The organism is Methanolinea sp., assembly GCA_016699325.1.
In the GTDB taxonomy this organism is placed as follows: Archaea; Halobacteriota; Methanomicrobia; order Methanomicrobiales; family Methanospirillaceae; genus UBA9949.
In genome coordinates, this window is the sequence record CP064971.1 from 557,579 (window position 1) to 576,216 (window position 18,638).

At 56.0% G+C, this 18,638-nt stretch carries 17 protein-coding genes and 1 pseudogene; 10 read left to right on the forward strand and 8 right to left on the reverse strand.

Annotated elements, in window-relative coordinates; translation table 11 throughout:
* Positions 1-72: 72 nt before the first annotated feature.
* A complete protein-coding gene (locus IPI71_02855; protein ID QQR71466.1) occupies positions 73-324 on the reverse strand; it encodes a hypothetical protein in 252 nt (83 codons plus the stop codon).
* Here IPI71_02855 and IPI71_02860 point away from each other — a divergent pair.
* Positions 323-1,600: a PEGA domain-containing protein gene (locus tag IPI71_02860; GenBank protein QQR71467.1), complete on the forward strand. Its 1,278-nt coding sequence runs from the start codon at positions 323-325 to the stop codon at positions 1,598-1,600. The two genes, IPI71_02855 and IPI71_02860, sit on opposite strands and share 2 nt — an antisense overlap.
* Before the next feature lie 317 nt (positions 1,601-1,917).
* Here IPI71_02860 and IPI71_02865 read toward each other — a convergent pair whose 3' ends face one another.
* Both IPI71_02865 and IPI71_02870 read right to left on the reverse strand, forming a co-directional pair.
* The gene (locus tag IPI71_02865) at positions 1,918-2,796 is read right to left on the reverse strand and encodes an AAA family ATPase (protein ID QQR71468.1); all 879 of its coding nucleotides are present in this window, start codon (positions 2,794-2,796) and stop codon (positions 1,918-1,920) included.
* Positions 2,797-3,423: 627 nt separating this feature from the next.
* Positions 3,424-4,386 carry a tyrosine-type recombinase/integrase gene (locus tag IPI71_02870; protein QQR71469.1) on the reverse strand — a complete coding sequence of 321 codons (963 nt, stop codon included), beginning with the start codon at positions 4,384-4,386 and terminating at the stop codon, positions 3,424-3,426.
* An 832-nt stretch (positions 4,387-5,218) separates the two neighbouring features.
* Between IPI71_02870 and IPI71_02875 the strand changes: the two are divergent.
* The 5 genes and pseudogenes from IPI71_02875 (at position 5,219) to IPI71_02895 (ending at position 9,730) form a co-directional block, all read left to right on the forward strand.
* Positions 5,219-6,069, forward strand: a pseudogene (locus IPI71_02875) (transposase).
* 500 nt (positions 6,070-6,569) lie between these two features.
* A complete protein-coding gene (locus IPI71_02880) occupies positions 6,570-7,106 on the forward strand; it encodes a hypothetical protein (protein ID QQR71470.1) in 537 nt (178 codons plus the stop codon).
* On the forward strand, positions 7,103-7,834 hold the full coding sequence (gene mobB, locus IPI71_02885; protein QQR71471.1) for a molybdopterin-guanine dinucleotide biosynthesis protein B: 732 nt from the start codon (positions 7,103-7,105) through the stop codon (positions 7,832-7,834). Before IPI71_02880 ends, mobB begins: the two co-directional genes overlap by 4 nt.
* A 4-nt stretch (positions 7,835-7,838) precedes the next feature.
* A complete protein-coding gene (glmM, locus tag IPI71_02890; GenBank protein ID QQR71472.1) occupies positions 7,839-9,197 on the forward strand; it encodes a phosphoglucosamine mutase in 1,359 nt (452 codons plus the stop codon).
* Positions 9,198-9,298: 101 nt separating this feature from the next.
* Positions 9,299-9,730, forward strand: a complete 432-nt coding sequence (locus IPI71_02895; GenBank protein QQR71920.1) for an acylphosphatase — start codon at positions 9,299-9,301, stop codon at positions 9,728-9,730.
* 21 nt (positions 9,731-9,751) lie between these two features.
* Here the strand turns inward: IPI71_02895 and cas1 are convergent, their stop codons facing one another.
* On the reverse strand, positions 9,752-10,702 hold the full coding sequence (cas1, locus tag IPI71_02900; protein QQR71473.1) for a CRISPR-associated endonuclease Cas1: 951 nt from the start codon (positions 10,700-10,702) through the stop codon (positions 9,752-9,754).
* A 291-nt stretch (positions 10,703-10,993) separates the two neighbouring features.
* Here cas1 and IPI71_02905 point away from each other — a divergent pair, with 291 nt between their 5' ends.
* Genes IPI71_02905 through IPI71_02915 form a run of 3 tightly spaced genes read left to right on the forward strand, consistent with a single transcriptional unit; the run spans position 10,994 to position 14,022 of the window.
* Positions 10,994-12,283: a phenylacetate--CoA ligase gene (locus tag IPI71_02905; protein ID QQR71921.1), complete on the forward strand. Its 1,290-nt coding sequence runs from the start codon at positions 10,994-10,996 to the stop codon at positions 12,281-12,283.
* Positions 12,284-13,585 (forward strand): phenylacetate--CoA ligase, encoded by a 1,302-nt coding sequence (locus tag IPI71_02910; protein ID QQR71474.1) that lies wholly within the window; start codon positions 12,284-12,286, stop codon positions 13,583-13,585.
* A gap of 2 nt (positions 13,586-13,587) precedes the next feature.
* Positions 13,588-14,022, forward strand: a complete 435-nt coding sequence (locus IPI71_02915) for an ACT domain-containing protein (protein ID QQR71475.1) — start codon at positions 13,588-13,590, stop codon at positions 14,020-14,022.
* A gap of 64 nt (positions 14,023-14,086) precedes the next feature.
* Here the strand turns inward: IPI71_02915 and IPI71_02920 are convergent, their stop codons facing one another.
* Positions 14,087-15,373 carry an orotidine 5'-phosphate decarboxylase gene (locus IPI71_02920; protein ID QQR71476.1) on the reverse strand — a complete coding sequence of 429 codons (1,287 nt, stop codon included), beginning with the start codon at positions 15,371-15,373 and terminating at the stop codon, positions 14,087-14,089.
* 156 nt (positions 15,374-15,529) lie between these two features.
* Here IPI71_02920 and IPI71_02925 point away from each other — a divergent pair, with 156 nt between their 5' ends.
* Positions 15,530-16,453 carry a DUF475 domain-containing protein gene (locus tag IPI71_02925; protein QQR71477.1) on the forward strand — a complete coding sequence of 308 codons (924 nt, stop codon included), beginning with the start codon at positions 15,530-15,532 and terminating at the stop codon, positions 16,451-16,453.
* A gap of 140 nt (positions 16,454-16,593) precedes the next feature.
* On the opposite strand, the gene IPI71_02930 is transcribed toward IPI71_02925, so the two are convergent.
* The 3 genes from IPI71_02930 to IPI71_02940 all read right to left on the reverse strand — a co-directional run bounded on the left by IPI71_02930 (position 16,594) and on the right by IPI71_02940 (position 18,561).
* Entirely contained in the window at positions 16,594-16,974 is a 381-nt protein-coding gene (locus tag IPI71_02930) for a class II SORL domain-containing protein (GenBank protein ID QQR71478.1), read from the reverse strand.
* A gap of 82 nt (positions 16,975-17,056) precedes the next feature.
* A complete protein-coding gene (locus IPI71_02935) occupies positions 17,057-17,563 on the reverse strand; it encodes a nitroreductase family protein (protein ID QQR71479.1) in 507 nt (168 codons plus the stop codon).
* 53 nt (positions 17,564-17,616) lie between these two features.
* Positions 17,617-18,561 carry a DUF3821 domain-containing protein gene (locus IPI71_02940; GenBank protein ID QQR71480.1) on the reverse strand — a complete coding sequence of 315 codons (945 nt, stop codon included), beginning with the start codon at positions 18,559-18,561 and terminating at the stop codon, positions 17,617-17,619.
* Between the last annotated feature and the right edge of the window lie 77 nt (positions 18,562-18,638).

Sequence of the window (18,638 nt, forward strand, 5' to 3'; positions counted from 1 at the left end):
TACCGGGACTGAAGAGCGGTTTTCGGAAGCTGCCTGTCCGTCATTAAGTTCAATGGAAAGAGAGATGGAAAGTTATTCCGGCATTACCTTCCGGCTGACAGGAAAGACCCGGCGAAGGTTACCGGGCTGCAGGTTATCCCGAAATTGAGATGATGGTTCCTGGAGATTCCCCGGCCTGTTGGTCCAACCCTGGAGCGCACCACCCTGCCAGACCACTATCCCGTGAGGGATTTTATACTGGTACAACAACCTTCTCTTCATGATTACCCGCTCGTTCTTCACCACCACATCGATCATTTTAATCCTGGTCTGCGGACTTTCCATGGTTGCTCCTGCGACCGCTGCCATCGGCGGCGATACCGGCTACTTTGACATCAGCTCGGATCCGTCCGGGGCCTCCCTGTATTTCGATGGTTCCTATAAGGGGACGACCCCGGTGACCTTCGAGGTCGCCGTCACCGGCAACCCTTCCCACACTATCCGGCTGACCAGGTCCGGATACTACGACTACGAGGACTCCTACTATGGCAACCCATTTACCGGGGAGACGGTGCATCTCAGCTATGACCTGGTCTTCATCCCGGTCACTCCGCCAAAAACCCCAATCGGCGGGGGGAAAGGGTACTACGCCATCTCCTCGGTCCCCTCCGGGGCGAGCGTGTATTTTGACGGCTCCTACAAGGGACGCTCCCCGGTGACAGTTGAAGTATCGCCGACCGGGACTCCCGGCCACACTGTCTCGCTCTCCCTCCCCGGCTACGAGGACTGGTCCACCAGCCTTTCCGGCAACCCGGACAACGGCCAGACCATCGCGGTGAATGCCTACCTCATCCCCACCCAGCAGTACGGATCGATATACGTGGAGTCGAACCCTTCGGGGGCCTCAGCGGTCCTTGACGGCCACTACAGCCAGACCACTCCCTGCACCTTCACCAACGTTCTCCCGGGTTCCCACCAGCTCGCGGTGAGCAAGTCCGGTTATACAAGCTGGACGACCACGGTCTCCGTCTCAGCGGGCAGCACCGCCAGGGTTACCGCTACGCTCTCTCCTTTGAGTCCCGCCACCGGGTCGATCTACATGGTGACCACCCCCCAGGGAGCAAATGCCTACGTTGATGGCGTATACTATGGCATAACCCCGGCGCTGGCCTCTGGACTGGCGCCCAGCACCCACCAGGTCCGCCTCTCCCTTGCCGGCTTCGCCGACTGGGTGGGCAACGTCCAGGTGACCAGCGGCGGGACCACCACTGTAAGCCAGACCCTCCACACGGTCACCCCGACCCCTACCAGGACACCCAACACCGGGACCGTGTCGGTCAGCTCCTCACCGCCCGGCGCCCAGGTCTTCCTGGACGACGTCTACATGGGCATCACACCGGTAACGCTCCCCTCGGTCTCGCCCGGAAGCCACATCGTTCTGCTCAGGAACCCGGGTTACAGCGACTGGCAGGCCACCATCGTGGTCCAGACGAACCAGAACACCCCGGTCTCAGCGACCATGACCCCGGTTGCGACCACACGACCGACCCAAAGCTCACTGCCGGCTGTGCTGGTGGTAACAGGTCTTGCCTGTGCGCTGTTCCTGTTGCGTCGACGATAACTATTTTTTTGACTGGGGGATGGCATTATGAGGAAGCTTGCTCTGCTGGTGAGATTGGGACCCTGTTCCGCTTCTCCTTGACAATTTTGAGGATTTCGCCTTCCCTGCCCACCCCCACCGCGGTGGCAGACTTCTAACGTGATAACCCGGCTTTCCATTGTATCCCTGTCACGCTTAAGACGGACCATGGCCCAGCGCCGGAGTCCTGGGATATAGCTGAACAAGCCCCATTGCATCCCGGAGCACTCTGGCGGCTGGCAGGGCCCGGGGAGTGTCAGCGAGGTGGAAAATATGGTTTATTGGTGTTTCGCTCAGGATCAACCCTCCACGGAAAACTCCAAGCCGGGCTCAAGCCGGATCGATCCCACCTGGACGGATGCGACCCGCGAGAGGTCGAGAGGGGGGACACGGACTTCAAGGACGCCTCCGGCCAGGTCCAGACCCTCCACAATGGCCAGCGAGACCACAAGCATATCAGGATCGCAGAGGGCGACCAGCAGGTTCTGCCAGTCAGCGTCCCGGAAACTGCCCGGGATCTTCCCGTGGAATCCCTTTCCTTCCAGGGGAATTTCGGCAGCACGATGCCCGGAAAAATAAGCCCGGAACAGCGCCTGCCGGTAGCGTGCCCGCCATACCCGGGAGCGTCTCCGCGCATACTGTGAGGGGGCAATGGATATAGTGGTCATGCCGGTCCGCGACCGGAAATTTGCAAGGATACCATCGAGCTCGTGTCCCTTCTGGATTGCAATTACCAGGTCGGGGTGCAGGAGGTCGATCATCCGCACCTGGAACTCTTCGGCCACCGGTCCTTCGATAAAGCCCGGTGAATCGATTAGTACCGGTCCGGCTCCCTGCTCCCGGGCAAGGGGAAGGAGCCGGGCAGTAGCGACCAGGTGCTGGAGCTGGTGTCCCTGGGGCGATGTGGAGCCGACAAACCGGATAAACGTCTCCCGTACCCGGGAAGGTTTCCCGGTGCAGATGGCTAGGCCGGCCGTGGCCGGAGGCCCGATCGTGGACTGCCCGGTGTCTGCATCCAGGTAGGCGACCGGGCCGGCATAGCTGCTGGCAAGGAAGCGGCAGAGCGTGCTCTTCCCGGCATCGCCTTGACCCAGGACATACGCAACGGGTGATTTCCGCCCTGCAAGGAAGGTATGCAGTCTCTCCCATGAAGCGGGAATATCCGGCTCGTTGTTCACCCTAGCAGCACATGTGCTCCCGGAAGGCTAAAAGAGGTTCGGTGCCGATCCAGGAAAAAGCGATTCAGAGATAAATCCGTTATTTCAAGGATTCAACGATTACTTGACGGGTTTTTTGTTTTTTTATACCATTTTGCATATCTTAGTACCATGATACAACCGGAAAAAACCCTGTTTTTTTCTTGGTTGACCCTGCAGGTTGGAAAAAAGGAACCGTCCTTACATATAGCGTCATGCGGTTTATTCCCCCGGCGGAACCGGGGTTGATCGCTCCAAAGAAGAGAAGAATTCTTCAACATTTTTCGGAAATAAAGATGGAAAGGATTTATCTTTTTACAAATATTCATTTCGCAATTTTCCTGTAGGAGAACGCCTTTGCCCGGGCCTGGTGAGGAATTCAGCTGTGGGGTATCCAGGTCATGAGCTGTGATTTCCCGACCAAGATTGGAAAAAGGGTTGATCGGTATAGCCACCTGGGGGGGAGGTCTGCCGAACCCATGGAGGAGGCCTGTGACAACCCCTTCCTATCCCGGTGGCAGGTGAACGCTACCGGTGATGGATCCCAGGTTTGATGCCAAACCGATAAAACACGGGGGATGAAGGTCGAAGAAATGGTCAGCGAAAGGCCTAAGGATAATCCCGTTCCCGCTCTGACTTGTGCCGATCTCCCGGCACCCGGTTGTTTGCCTCAGACAGCGGGAAGTACTTCTGGTATACCTGTTTACGTTCGTCGAGATCGGTGTGCAGGTAAATCTCGGTGGTCTTGATCGAGGTATGACCAAGGTTCTCCTGGACCACCCGGAGATTCTTCGACCGCCGGTAAAGCTCGCTTGCATAGCTGTGCCGGATCTTATGTGGGGTGATTCCCGCAGGGGCGTAAAGCTTGAAGATGTGCTGCACCGAGCGGGGGGAGATGTGGTGGCCCATCTGTCCGAGGAAGAGCGGTCCCTCGATCCGGGTGCCGATGAAATCGGCCATCTCCTCGAGCGTCTCGCGGTCGATGAACACGATCCGGATCTTGCCGCCCTTACCCCGTACCCGGATGGTCTCGTCCTCAAAATCGATGTCCTCGATATTCATGGCGCAGAGCTCCGAGACCCGTACTCCGGTGGCATAGATGACCCTGACGATCAGTCTGTCGCGGGGGTCTTCAATCGAGTCGATCAGCCGGATCACCTGGCTGTGCTTCAGATACCGGAGCTCCTGGCCCTTGATCTTGGGACGCTCCACTCCGGACATCGGGTTAGTAGAGACCGCGCCCTGAGAATAGAGGAAGCGGTAAAAGGAGCTCAGGGTCGAGATGATCCGGTGGATGGTCTTTGGCTTGTAGGTCTTGAGCGAGGAGAGGAAGGTGAGGTAGTCGGTAATCATCACCGGCTTCACCTCGACATCCGTGTCCAGGCGGGCCCGCGACAGGTTGTCCCAGTAAACCAGCATCTTCTCGGGATCGGTCGTACGGCGGAGCCAGACATAGTAGGCAAAGCGGCGGACCACCTGCTCGTAGCTCTGGATGGTCCGGGAGGAATAATTGCGCATTCTCAGGTAATGGCGGTACCTTCCGAGCCATTCGGAAAAAAAGCCCGCCTCCATGTTCTATTCTTATTTTTTCCAATAATTAAAGGTTTGCGCAGAATACACATTTGCCGCAAAGAAGGGTCACAATGACGTTCTCCCGGAAAGCCTGGGATATGGGGGGCATCCATTACCGCCTGGTGGGGGTATCAACCGCAAACCACATGGTGATGCTTATCTCTGAAATGGTACGAGAGGAGTTGTACGTGTGAAGGAGGTACTCAAAAGAAAGGCACGGGAACCTCAAAGTGTTATGGGTCTGTACTGGAAAAGAGGATCAGGGAAAAGTCGGCTTCATATTCGCTCACAAATGACATCCGGACCGGTGGGTCATATGTTTCATCCTTTTCAGTCAAGACTGCTGAAGAAAACGCGATATGTGGATAATCTTAAATTTGGCGAAAAAGCATGAGCAGGAATGATGTCCTCTTCATTACAACTGCAGCCTTTCTCTTTTTTTAAAAACCCTGCATGAAGCTGATACTTCATACCGAAGGGATGAATAATCTAGCCTTTTTACAAGATCTTTTTTTATGGGCAGTGAAGGCTGTTTGCCTTTAAGGACTTGGATCCTGTTAAAAAGGCACATGATCCACTGATCGAGATAGAGAATGAAACGCACATGAGACTGTCAGGTCACACATGCCCCCGGGATGAAAATTAGTTACTACAACACACAATGCCGGATCGAAGAATATCTGAAAAGAAAAATTCCTGATCATACCTACCCCATGTTGCTCCGTATTTTCCAACCTCTTTTTTTTCACCAACTGGTTATCATGTCAAAGAAAAAGCGATGGGGACGTCCGCATGTAGATACCCGGATTGGACCGTATATAATGAACGACTCGTGAAGCGAGGCGAGTTCTACTCTTTTTCCGACTTCATAGACCATTGGGCCAGCCATCTCGCCAGAATGAGTACGGGGACAGGTGGCCACCCATTCCAGTACCCGGATTTGTTCATGCAGTGGATGGCCTTGCAGCCATCCCTTCCTCCAGGTGCCTTATCGCCATGTGGAAGGATTCACAAAGAAGCTCTCCCTTTTCATTCCAGGTCTTCGATCCGCCGACTATATCACCCTTTTTTATGCCGGATCAAGAACTTGATCTCCTCGAATCCTCTCCCATGATGCAGTCGTAGCTGTCGATAACACCGGGATCAAAGTCACGACCAGGAGGAGAGTGGATGCGCGAGAAGCGGAGGGTCAGGAGAGGCTGGATTAAAGTTCACGCAATGATTGACATCGAGACTGATCATATCCTTGGCCTTGAGGTCGCGGATGAACCGGTGCAGGATGACCTATGTTTGCCTCGCATCCTGATCAGGCAACTGAGAATTGTGGGAAAAAACATTCTATATGCCAGGTTCGCGGTTGTGGAGGATATGACCGGGTCCATGTCTTCAACACCATGGAAAAACGAGGAGTCAAACCAGGAGCCAAGACACGGGAGAATGCTGCTACAAGATCCACCGGATCAGCCCAAACGCGCTGAATGTATCGGCGAGCGTGTGAAGAACGGAGGGTATCGAGAATGGGCAGATATCACAAAATCCGGGATGAAATGGAAGATAGATGGGGTATTTCTGCCATGAATGAATATTTAGGTGAATCAGTAGTTGCCTCTATCTGTGGGAATGATACGTGAAGTAATGATGGAGTTCAATTGCAACAATATGCTGGTCCTGATGGCTGTATAGGGATTAATCCAAGTTTATCCTGGTGAAATAATCCCGGGTTTGGAATTGTACAACTCAGCAGCGTCTGGAGACAATTCAAGAGTGTTGCCAGATGAACACCTTTCAATCGCGATCATATCCTTGAGAAAGGAAAGAGGGCCCCACATTAACTCCAGGCCTCCAGGAGACCTGTTAATCCAGAGATGGTTAGGGGTCCGGAGGCATCGGTACATGCCATTCGCTCCCTCACGGTTCTTGGGGGGAACGGATGGGCCCTGACCGTCTCTCCAGTCTCTCAAGAACAATCGGCTCTCGGTTAATATTAGAATTGAAAAAAAATAAAAATGATGTGCCTTTAGAATCTGGAAAGGTGGTTGGATCTTTGGATTCTTGATGGCCTGTATGCTCGATCCACCCTCATTCCATGAACCATATGATGCTATATGCAAAGGAGCACGCACCCCTCCCGAGAGCCCCGATGACCCGCAGTATATAATATGCACGGGGCATAACGGTATCACATGGCGCAGCATTTCGGGCAGGAAGATGTCAATAAATACAAAAAGTTCAAAAAGGTCGATGGAGCGGCCTACCGGAAGGTGAACCAGTTTCTCAGGAGGAGGACTTATGTCACTGCCCGGGAGTGGGCGATTGCCCGCCTCTGCACTGACTTCCGGACCCGGAACGGGGCGGAGATGACTTTTATCGGGCAGCATCTCCCCGAACTCGTGCCCTTCATGCAGGAAAGCTACACCGCCCAGGCTGTCAACCAGGCCCGGAACTCATTTAAGAAGAAGGTCGCCAAGTCAGGCGCAACCTTCTTCTATGGCGCCATGTGCGGGTTCTTCACCCAGGAAGAGCTCGATGACCTCCTCTTTGAAGCGAGCGAGGTCGCCCGCTTCCTGCTCGAAGTAGAAAAATCGTCACTCGAGATCGATGAGGAGATCGAAATCGAAGAACGGATTTCCGATGTCATGCGAAGCGTCGGTGAAGCCGCTGCGGCGCTCCTCCGTTCACGGGAAGATGGGGAAAACGCTGGAGAGGAGGGATCAGGGTGAAGATAGTCCATATCGCAGGAGTTTCAGGAACCGGAAAGACCACGTTTATCAGCTCCCTGATCCCAGCCATGAAAGGATATGGCCCCATCGGAGTCATCAAGCATATCGGGCACCATGATGTCAGCCTCGAAGAGGGAAAGGACACCACCCTGTTTTTTGAAGCAGGGGCAAAGATATCTGCAGGAATCGACAGCAGGAAAACCATTTCCGTGGTCAGGGAGACCGACCTCGAAAACATACTCGTAATGTTCTGCGATGCAGGGGTGCAGATAGCCATCATAGAGGGTTTCAAGTCCCGGGCGTTCCCGAAGTTCGTGATCGGGAAACTTGGTTATGCCGAGAACGTGCTGATGACCGATCCCACAGTAGACGATGTTATAGCCCGGCTCGATGCATGCGAGGAGTTCACCACCGCTGAAGGGTTCGCGCAGGCGTTTCGGAAAGGATGCTCTCCTGGTAATACGGTCCTCACGTGCACGCTTGCCTGTCCCCAGCAGGCAGACCGTAACACGATATCGGATGCAGAAGCCAACCTGGTCAGGAAAATCAACGAGATTGATAGCGCCCTGATTGTACGGCTCTGCCATTCGGGAAATATCCCTGGCAGGCGCTCTGCCGAGATCCATCTCGGCGTGTGCGCCGCGGACCCAAACAGCGCCATTAAGGCTGCTTTATTCGCCAACGAGATCCTGCTCCCGCTGACGACCCCGGTCCAATGGGAGGACTGATAGTATGTTCCCCGCGAAGCTTGAAAAACGGCTGTTCGGCACAAATGGCGTGCGGGGAATTGTTGGGACCGAAATGACCCCCGAGCTCGCCCTGTCCATCGGCCTTGCCCTGGGATCCATGCGGAAAGGAAGAATAGCGGTAGGGCGGGACACCCGGACATCGGGACCCGCACTGGCGGGTGCACTGAAAGCCGGGCTCCTGGCAACCGGCTGCGATGTTACCGATTGCGGCATCCTCCCCACCCCTGCGCTCCAGTACCTGGTTCGCAACCACTTCGATGCCGGCGCAGTAATCACCGCATCACACAATCCTCCCGAATACAATGGTGTGAAGATCATCGAGTCCGACGGAGTAGAAATGGGTGATGAGCAGACAGTCCTGCTGGAGGACCGGCTGTTCGGGCGCCGGTTTGACCTTGTTGCCTGGGACGATACCGGGAGTGAACATACCGTCCCTGGTTGCGCCTCGGAATACGTGGATGCCGTTGTCCAGCAGTTCCCGGCCAGGCCCGGTGATGGAATGACCGTAGTTGTAGACCCTGGATGCGGAGCCGCCTGTTACACAACCCCCGAGATTCTCACACGCCTGGGATGCCGGGTCCTTACCGTCAACGGACACATGGACGGGCGGTTCCCGGGACGGCTCCCGGAACCCTCGCCTGAGGGGCTTGCACCATTGTGCGAGCTGGTACAGGCAACAGGGGCACACTTTGGGGTTGCACACGACGGCGATGCGGACCGGGCAGTCATCATCGATGAGAATGGCCGGTTCATCAGCGAGAACCAGGAGTTCGCCCTGGTCGCGGACTGGATCTGCCGCGAGACGAAAGGGACCGTGGTCACCCCGGTCTCCACGTCGCTCCTCATCGAGACGGTTGCCAGGTGGCATGGGTGCGACGTTTACTATACGCCGGTTGGAAGCATCTACGTAGCCAGGACCATGCTTGCACTCCAGGCAGAGGGGATACCGGTTGCCCTTGGCGGTGAAGGGAACGGAGGGATAATCTACCCGGCCCACCAGTACTGCCGGGACGGAGGCATGACGGCTGCCGTGATGGTATCCATCCTTGCCGGGAGCCGGCGTCCACTCTCCGCCCTGGTCGACGAATTGCCAGAGTTCACCCTGCTCGCTGGCAAGTTCCCGGTGGATAATCCTGCTGCCCTGGTCTCAGCCCTCGCGAAAACCTACCTGCACGACACAATCGACTGGACGGACGGAATCCGGATCAACAGGAACGATTCCTGGGCACTGGTCCGGCCTTCGGGGACCGAACCCCTGGTTAGGGTAATTGTCGAATCAGCCGATGCGGGGACAGCGCATTACTTCTACGATGAGATACTGAACCGCATGCAATCCTGCTAGCACGATAAAAATGAGTTCTTAGCCTTATTCTCCTTTTTTAACGTCTATAAGCCAATTATTTCCGTGCCGGTATGCCCATCTCCGGACACGACATAAACCACATGCTGCTATATATTAACATCGCTATAAGGCGGCGGTTGCGGAGGAAAGACTATTACGATCATCGGGCAACAGAATCAGCGGGAGAGGGTGTGGAAGACAAGACCCGAGAAGAGCATGTGTCTGCCCGGAAACCCGGGAGGCATTCTGCCCCCGAACAGAAGACGATCCAGATACGCATTTTTGGAAAAGTCCAGCGGGTGGGCATGCGTAACTGCATCCGCGCCCTTGCCGGACGGCTCAATGTCAGGGGCGAGGTGATGAACCTGCCGGACGGGAGCGTCCTTGCCATCGCCACGAGCGACCCAATACTGCTCGAAAAATTCGTCTCGATGATTTATGCGTGTCCCGGGGCGATGATACGGGATATCGATATATCGGATCATCCGTTGATCCATTTCGTGGACTTCCAGGTCAGGAGGACGGAACCATAAACTGCCCTTTCGGTGATCCGGTCAGGTGCCTGTGCAAGGACGGTCAGGTTCAACCTTAACCACGAAAAAATCGCTCGTCCCGGTCAGCGATTCCCTGAACACGAGCACCTGCTTATCGAAGACGTCCTGCCGTATGGTCCCCTGAAAGATTTTCACCAGCTGGGCCATGAGACTATCGGAGAGGATGCAGCGCCCGGTCCCGCACTCGTAGTGCTCGGGATCGAGACCCTCGTAGACCAATCGCAGAACCGGCAGGTCGATCATGACTGGCTTGAAAGGTTCGGTCAGGTCATGGACAAGTCCGGCCCTCCCAATGGTGAGAAAGCCCCGGTCAGGGTCGCAATCACCACCGATCGCGGCAACGCAGGCATTGCCAAAAAGCATCCCATAGCCGATCGAGAGGATGCTATTGACCACATCGGTGTGGGGCCGGCTGGTACGCCTGCGAAACCCGTGCACGGGAGATACTGTCCGGGCAACTATCTCGTAATACATCGATGATAACAGTCGGTATACCCTCCGGATTTCATCAATCCGGACAAGGTTCTCGAACTCGGCGAGGTGCTGGCGGATGATGTCGATCTCTCCTTCATAAAGGAACGGCTCCGCAATCCCTTCTCCAAGCGCTTCTATCAGGCTGATGCGGTTGATAGTGGCTGCCTTGGCCAGCTTAAGGGCATACGAATGGGACGGGACCTGGGCCTGGAGGTTGCGGATGACCTCGTCCGGATGATCGCCATATCGGCGAAGGGTTCCCAGAGGTTCGCCATCCGCTTCAAAGAACGAGATCGCCTTTCCCGAGCGGAGGAGTGAATTGACCACCGATGTGTGAAGGGAATGGCCCCCCATCAGGAGAAGATGGTGGATGGAATCGAGGGGCAATTCTTCCTTGTGCCCGCCCCGCTGGATGATGAGCGTGCTCCTGGTCGCCTTGAGGTGTGCACCAAAACCCGTTACCGTCTTCCATGGCACCTGAACGATATGATTCCCCCTCCAAAACGGCCCGACACCAGGTGTGCCTCTATGCAGAAATTGGGCAAGCGCCTACATCAATACATCGTTTTAACCGGGATTCCGGAAATTTGTTCTCCTGCCCGATCGCTCCGCTATCCCATACCCTGACAAGATTTTTCAGGAGATGTACCTGATATATACCGTATCACGCGGCAATCCGGCCATCTGTGAACGGTGCACCATGGAGCCAAATCGGTTGGAAGGAATCCGGCCCCGGGAAACCGGGAGGAGGACGGGATGAGTACGGCGATGTTCTGGAACAAGAAGACTGAGACCCTGAAGGGAAAAGACCTTGAACGCCTCCAGCTGAAACGCCTGAAGTGGACCCTCTCCCAGGTCGAATCGGTCAGGTTCTACCAGCAGCAGTTCAAACAGGCGGGCATCCGGACCGCGGATATCAGGACCCTTGATGACATCAGGAAGATCCCCTTCACCCGGAAGCAGGATCTCCGTGGCGGGTACCCGTTCGGGTTCCTTGCCGTCCCGCTCTCGAAGGTTGTCCGGATCCACACCACTTCGGGCACAACAGGAAAACCGACCGTTGTCGGCTATACCCGGAGAGACCTCGAGTCCTGGGCAGAGCTGATTGCCCGGAACCTCATCATGATCGGGCTGAAGGAGGGCGATGTCTTCCAGAACATGGTCAACTATGGTATGTTCACGGGCGGGCTTGGTATGCACTATGGAGCGGAGAAGATCGGTCTCACCGTTATTCCCAGCGCGACCGGCAATACCCGGCGGCAGATCCAGATGATCCAGGATTTCGGGGTAACCGCCATCCACTGCACCCCCAGCTACGCTATGCACCTTTCAGAAGTGGCTGAGGAGATGGGGGTGGAGTTCGCAACCCTCCGGGCAGGCATGTTCGGGGCAGAACCCTGGTCCGATGCCATGCGGAGAGAACTCGAATCGCGGCTTGGTGTGACGGCCTTTGACAGCTACGGCCTTTCGGAGCTGTTCGGTCCCGGGGTTGCTTTCGAATGCCCTGAACGGGACGGACTCCATATCTGGCACGATTCCTATCTGGTGGAGATCGTAGACCCGGAAACCGGAGAGATGCTTGGTCCAGGAGAACTGGGGGAGCTCGTGGTCACCCCGCTGGTCAAGGAAGCCATGCCCCTCCTGCGTTATCGCACCGGGGACATCACCATGCTGCTTTCCGATGAATGCCCGTGCGGCAGGGCGCAAAAGATCGCCCGTATCACCGGCAGGAGCGATGATATGCTGGTGATCAGGGGCATCAACGTCTTCCCGTCCCAGATCGAGCATGTGCTCCTCAGAATCCCGGAGGTCGGGAATCAGTTTATGGTGTATGTGGACAGAGTCAATCACCTTGATGAGATGATTATCGAAGTTGAGATCAACCGCGCCCACTTTTCCGGAGAGCTCGCAGACTTATCCCGCATCCAGAAGAAGGTGGTCAAGGAGCTTCGGGACACCCTTGAGCTCCGGACCAATGTTAAACTCGTGGAGCCGGGATCTCTCCCGCGGTTCGAGGGAAAGGCAAAGAGGGTCATCGACCGACGGGAGGCGATATAAGTGAAGTGCTGGGATCCACGAATCGAAGAAATGCCCCGTGAGGATATCCGGAGGTTGCAATACCGGCTCCTCAAGACGCTGGTATACCGGTTGTACAGCTTCTCCCCCTTCTATCACAACCGGATGAGATCGGCGGGGGTTCACCCCGACGATATCAGGTCACTGGAAGATATCCGCAAACTGCCCTTCATGGTAAAGAACGACCTGAGGGACCATTACCCGGACAAGATCTTTGTAGCCGGGCAAGAGGACCTCATACGTTATCACGTTTCTTCGGGGACGACCGGCAAACCGACCGTTGTGGGCTATACGCAGAATGACCTGAACAACTGGACCGCTTCCCTTGCCCGCGGGCTCGTCTCATGCGGCCTGGGGCGGGGTGATGTGCTCCAGGTGAGCTACGGCTACGGGCTCTTTACCGGAGGTCTCGGGCTCCACTATGGGGCTGAACGGATCGGGGTCACCGTGCTCCCGACCAGTGTCGGGAATACCGAGCGGCAGATTGAGTTGATGCAGGATCTCCACACGACCGCGATCGCCTGCACCCCGTCCTACCTCCTCCACATCGGGGAGGAGGCCGAGAAGATGGGGGTGAGCATAAGAAACGATACCAACCTCCGGATCGGCATCCTCGGCGCTGAACCCTGGTCGGATAACATGAAGGCCAGGATCGAAGAATGGCTGGGGATTAAAGCCTATGATATCTACGGCACGAGTGAGCTCTCCGGCCCGATGTTCTGCGAGTGCACCGAACAAAACGGATTTCATGTTTGGGCGGACCTTGCCTATGTCGAGGTTCTCGATCCAGAGACCGGGGAGCAGCTACCGCCAGGCGAGCAGGGCGAGATGGTCATAACCATGCTCCAGAAGGAAGCCCTGCCCATGGTCCGGTTCAGGAGCGGGGATATCACATCGTATGACGATGATGTCTGTGGTTGTGGCAGGACCCACCCAAGAGTACACCGGATTTCCGGCCGGGTGGACGACATGCTGATCATCCGGGGCATCAACGTCTTCCCCTCCCAGGTGGAATACACGCTGATGACCGTCCCCGAGGTCGGCCAGCATTTCATGATTGAAGTGGACCGGAGGGGGGCCCTAGATGACATGCAGGTCAAGGTTGAAGTGCGAAAAGAGTCATTCTCCGATAAGATCACCGACCTCATGGCTATCCGAAAGAACGTGGAACATCGTCTGAGGAACGCCCTCAACGTCGCGGTAAACGTGGAGCTGGTCGAACCGGGTTCGCTCCCGCGGTTCGAGGGAAAGGCAAAACGGGTTATCGACAGGAGGAAGATCTGAAGATGGAACAGAAGAAGTTCATTATCAGGCAGATATCGATATTTTCAGAGAACAAGCCCGGGAGGCTGGCCGCTATTGCAAAAGCCCTCCAGGAAGAGGGGATCAATATCCTCGCCTTCTCCATCGCCGAAGCGGATGGCTTCGGGGTGGTCCGGGCACTGGTCGACAAACCGCAGAAAGCCTTCGAGAAGCTCTCGGGCATCGGGTTCAATGTTGCTTTTACCGATGTAATTGCCGTGCAGATGAAGGATATCCCCGGGGGCCTTTACGAGATTGCCCGGATTCTCGGTGACGGAAAGATCAACATCGAATACTCATATGCCTATTCGGGAAGGGATGCCGCTGTCCTGATCCTGCGGGTGGACGATGTCGGGGCTGCCATCTCCGTCATCACGAAAGGCGGGGGTACGCTCCTGGAAAGCTCGATGTTCCAGTAATACCATTTCCTTCTTATTTGCCAGTCCGCCCCAGTGATTCAGCGGCCCTGACGGACAGCAGGTCTTATTTCTTCTCCCACTTGACCAGCTCCGATACCTTCGAGAGCGTGCTCCCCCGCCGTATCTCTTCACGGACCCGCTCTTCGGTCTTTTTCACTTCAAGCGCCCTGCGGGCTATCTCGTAGGCACGTTCGCCGGGGATCACCACCACACCGCTTTCATCCCCGATAATCCAGTCACCGGGACGGACCAGCTGGCCGCCACACCGGATTTCGCAATTGATCTCACCAAACCCCTTTGGCTCCCCGGCATTCGGCACTACGGCCCGGGCAAAAACCGGAAATGAGAGATTCCTGATATCATCGATATCGCGCACCGCGCCATCGATGACCACGCCTGCAACCCCACAGCGGATGGCGCTCAGGGTCGCGAGCTCCCCCCAGCAGGCAACACTCGTGCTTCCCTCGTTATTGATGACCAGGATATCTCCTGGTCCGGCATGGTCGATCGCCTCAACGGGTTTTGCCCAGTCGCCGGGAAACGATTGGGCGGTGACTGCCTGCCCGGCTGCCCTGAGTCCGCCGCACAAGGCGGTGATCCCGGCCATCGCACCTTTCCTATGCATGGCATCCGACACGTTCGGAGAGGAGACCTTTGCGAGGATCTCGGCCACGGCTTCATTATGTGTAGCCCGGACAGGAGGTGCAGCGGGGGGATTGTCGATAGCCCCACGTATCGAACGAGTGGAGTCGGTGACCGCTGCCGATCGCGTGATGGCTCCTCCAACGATGACAATGTCTGCCCCCTGTGCCACGGCCTGAGGCGCAGTCCCGGCATCGAGACCTCCGGCGACCGCGAGCTCCATTCCCACCGCTCCCCGGAGCGATTCGAGGAGTGAGAGTGAGCTCCTGCCAATCATCTGCTGGTCGATGCCGACGTGGGCATTGATGATCTGGACACCGAGACGCTCCAGCTGTTCCGCCCGTTCCAGGGGTTGTGCAGTATTGATCAGATCTGCCATGAGGCGGACCCCGTATAAGGATGCCGCCCGAACTGCTTCTGAAATCACCGTATCATCGGCATCGGCGAGGACGCAGACCACCGAAGCCCCGGCCTTTGCCGCCATCTCCACTTCCAGAGCACCGGTATCGGCGATCTTCATGTCAGCAACAATCTCATGACTGGGAAAGTACGACCGGAGACTCCGGACCGCATTCATCCCCTCGCTCTTGATCAGCGGTGTCCCTGCCTCAATCCAGTCCGCACCCCCTGCAACCGCCTCACGGGCGATCTGGATCGCCCGCGGGAGGTCGAGCACATCGAGTGCAACCTGGAGAACCGGCCGTTTCATACCTACTGGTAGGGAGAGGAATAGATAATAATTGGGGAAGCCTGTCGCACCCTAGTGCAGCGCAGAACCTTTCACACCGGGATTTCTCCTGCTTTCCCGGGAAATGCGTGAGTTCATCTTTTATGGGAACCGGGGCAACTCTCTCACTGCCCAAACATGGAACTCCTCTCCATCGTCCTTACCATTGCCGGTCTCTGCTTGTTTGAGACCGTCTGCAGTATTGACAATGCAATCATCAACGCCGAGGTTCTCTCCACGATGGCCCAGTGGGCGAGACGGTGGTTCATGGCCTGGGGCTTGCTGTTTGCTGTTTTCATGATCCGCGGCATTCTCCCCTGGCTGATCATCTGGATGTCCACACCGTCGCTTGGGCCGATTGGGGCGCTGACCGCCACTTTCTCAAACGATCCTGCAGTCATTGCCGCGATCGAAGCATCGGCGCCGATACTACTGATGGGGGGCGGGACGTTCCTCCTCTTCCTCTTCCTGCACTGGATTTTCCTCGAAGAGAAAAACTATGGCCTCCGGGGCGAGTGCTACATCGCATCAAAAGGGGTATGGTTCTTTGCCATTGTCTCGATCCTCCTGGCGCTGCTGGTCTGGTTTTCACTCCGGGTCAATCCGATGATGGCATTTGCTGCGGTTATGGGATCGACGGCATTCTTCATCGTGCACGGTTTCCGCCAGAATGCCGAGGAACAGGAACGAAAGATGATGGGGGGCACCATGTCGGACTGGAGCAAGATATTCTACCTCGAAGTGATCGATGCCACGTTCTCGATTGACGGGATACTTGGTGCGTTTGCCTTCACCCTCTCGGTCCCCCTCATAATCATCGGTAACGGTCTGGGTGCGATCGTGGTGCGACAGATCACCATCAGCAACGTTGACCGGATCAAGCGGTACCTCTACCTCAAGAACGGGGCCATTTATTCGGTCCTTTTCCTGGGATGCATCATGGTGCTCGACAGCTTCGGGTTCCACATACCGGCCTGGCTCTCCCCAATGGTGACCTTTGCCGTGGTCGGGTTTTTCTACCTGAAATCGGTAAAAGTCATGCCAAAGGAAGAACCAGCATAGGAACTTCGGAATAGTTAAAAAACCTGCATGAAGTTGGAGCTTCACACTGAAGCGATGAATAACTAACCTTGTACAAGATCTTTTTATGTAGGCAGCGAAGGCTGTTTATCTTTTTGGACTTGGATCCTGTTAAAAAAAAGTTAGGTAATCGTGATCTCTTTTTTCCCGGACCAGAGCCCATGGAGGTTGCAGTACTCCAGGGCATGGATGACTCCGGTCCGGGGGAGCCTCACCTTCAGGCTGATTTCCGGCTCGGTAGTCGGTGCATTGAACGAGACCTTGGCCAGGGTGATCGGGTTAAATGCCCTCCCCTCTTCATAGAAAAAGACTGCCAGCCAGCGGATGGAGTGCTCAACGGTGTTTGGGTGCGGACCGACTGAGACCTTCACGGTGATTGCCTCATCAGGCTTAGCTTTCGACGGCGCATCGATTTTGGGGGTATGACTCTCCCGCTTGCCGAGCGCTTCCCCGGCAGCCATATCAAACCCGTAAATAAGGGATCCGAGATCTTTTCCTTCCATAATCAGGTTTCACCACTTCGGACTGAACCTGCAGAAAATAAATAAGTTTTGTTACCAGAAGCCGTTTGTGAACGCGGATAGGTTATTCCTGCTCGAAGGCCTCGAAGAACACAATGGTATCCAGGTCTTTCTTTTTCTGGAGGGTGATATCAGCGGGGTATCCGGCCGGGACAAGCGAGACCAGCGTATACTTCTCCGGAACATTGAGGAGGGCCCTGGCCGCAGGGGCATAGGATTTTTTATCACCCGCAACCCAGCAGGAACCCACTCCGTAGGCCTGGAGAGCCAGGATGATATTCTCGGTCGCCGCACAGCAGTCCTCGAGATAGTATTTCGCATCCCGCTCTCCAAACACTGCGAAACAGACTACGGAGTCGGCGATGAACTTCCCGTGGTCGGTGAGATCGGCGATCTTCTTCAGGAGGGCTTTTTCACGGATAACCCCGAAGAGCCAGGGCTGCTTGTTCATCGCCGTCGGGGCATGGCGTGCACATTCGAGGACATCCCGGATGATGTGATCTTCAACCGGGGCCGGTTTGAATGACCTGACGCTGTGGCGGCATTTGATGATGGTTGTTCCCACGTTCATAATAATCCCTTATTCGCGGGGAGAAAAAATGGTTTCTTTACATGGCGTGGCGATCATTTCCGGATCCGCACCGCAATCAATCCTGCCGCAAGGGCGAGAATGGCTGCACCGTGACCAAAACCTGGCAAAGAGGCTGGCGTCGCGGTGGAGCGGACAGTACCAGGAGTGGTTGGCATAAGGGTCGTGGGAGCAGGTGTTGGGAGGGCCGTCTGCGGGACCGTGGATGATGTTGTGGCGGGGAAAGTGGTGGTGACTGTGGCAGCAGCAGTCGTTGCAGCTATGAGCGGGTTTGTACGCTGCAAAAGGAAGGTCACCGGGGCGGAGATGGTCTTTCCTTGGCTTGGATAGTTATCGTTCATGTTGTTTCCGGTGCTCTCGACCCATACCGTGTAGTTCCCGTTCCCGTAGTCGCCGGTAAACCATACCGGTCCGGTCCGGTAGTTTGGCGAATCGATCAGTATATTTTCGAGCGGAAAACCGTCAACAGCGGAATACTCGATGCCATCGGGCCCGCGAATCCTGATTGTCACCGGTGAACCAGGAGAGCCGGGGCGGGCAGCCAGGATAGAGACCGTCGTATCGACCTGGAACCCGATCGCATCACCCCTGGGCACCCAGACCGTGGAAGGGGTGATCTCGAAATCGGCGGTCTCGTCAAAGATCCGGAGCGAGATCTGCGGTTCCTGGACATAGAATACTGGAGTAATGCCCTGCTCGGTGAACCAGGAACCGGTCTTGCCCTGGAAGAGCCCCGGCGATACGTAGAAAGCGGAGGGATCGGTAACAAACACCGTTGCTGAAGGCGCCGAGCCGATGGTTCCACCCATACCATACCAGACAATGGTTGACCCGGCAGTGACACCGGTACCGGAAATATCGATACCGTCTTCACCGATAAAAACAGCACCCGACGGAGAAATCGTTCCCATTGACGCGGTTGCCGTTGCAATAACAACAGCCAGGCAGCAGACCAGTGCGGGTAAAAAAGACGGGTACATGAGAGTTCACAAGGAGTTTGTGGCAACAGCGCGGACAAATACTTTCCGCTCGGAGAACCATCTGGTTCCCTGAGGGG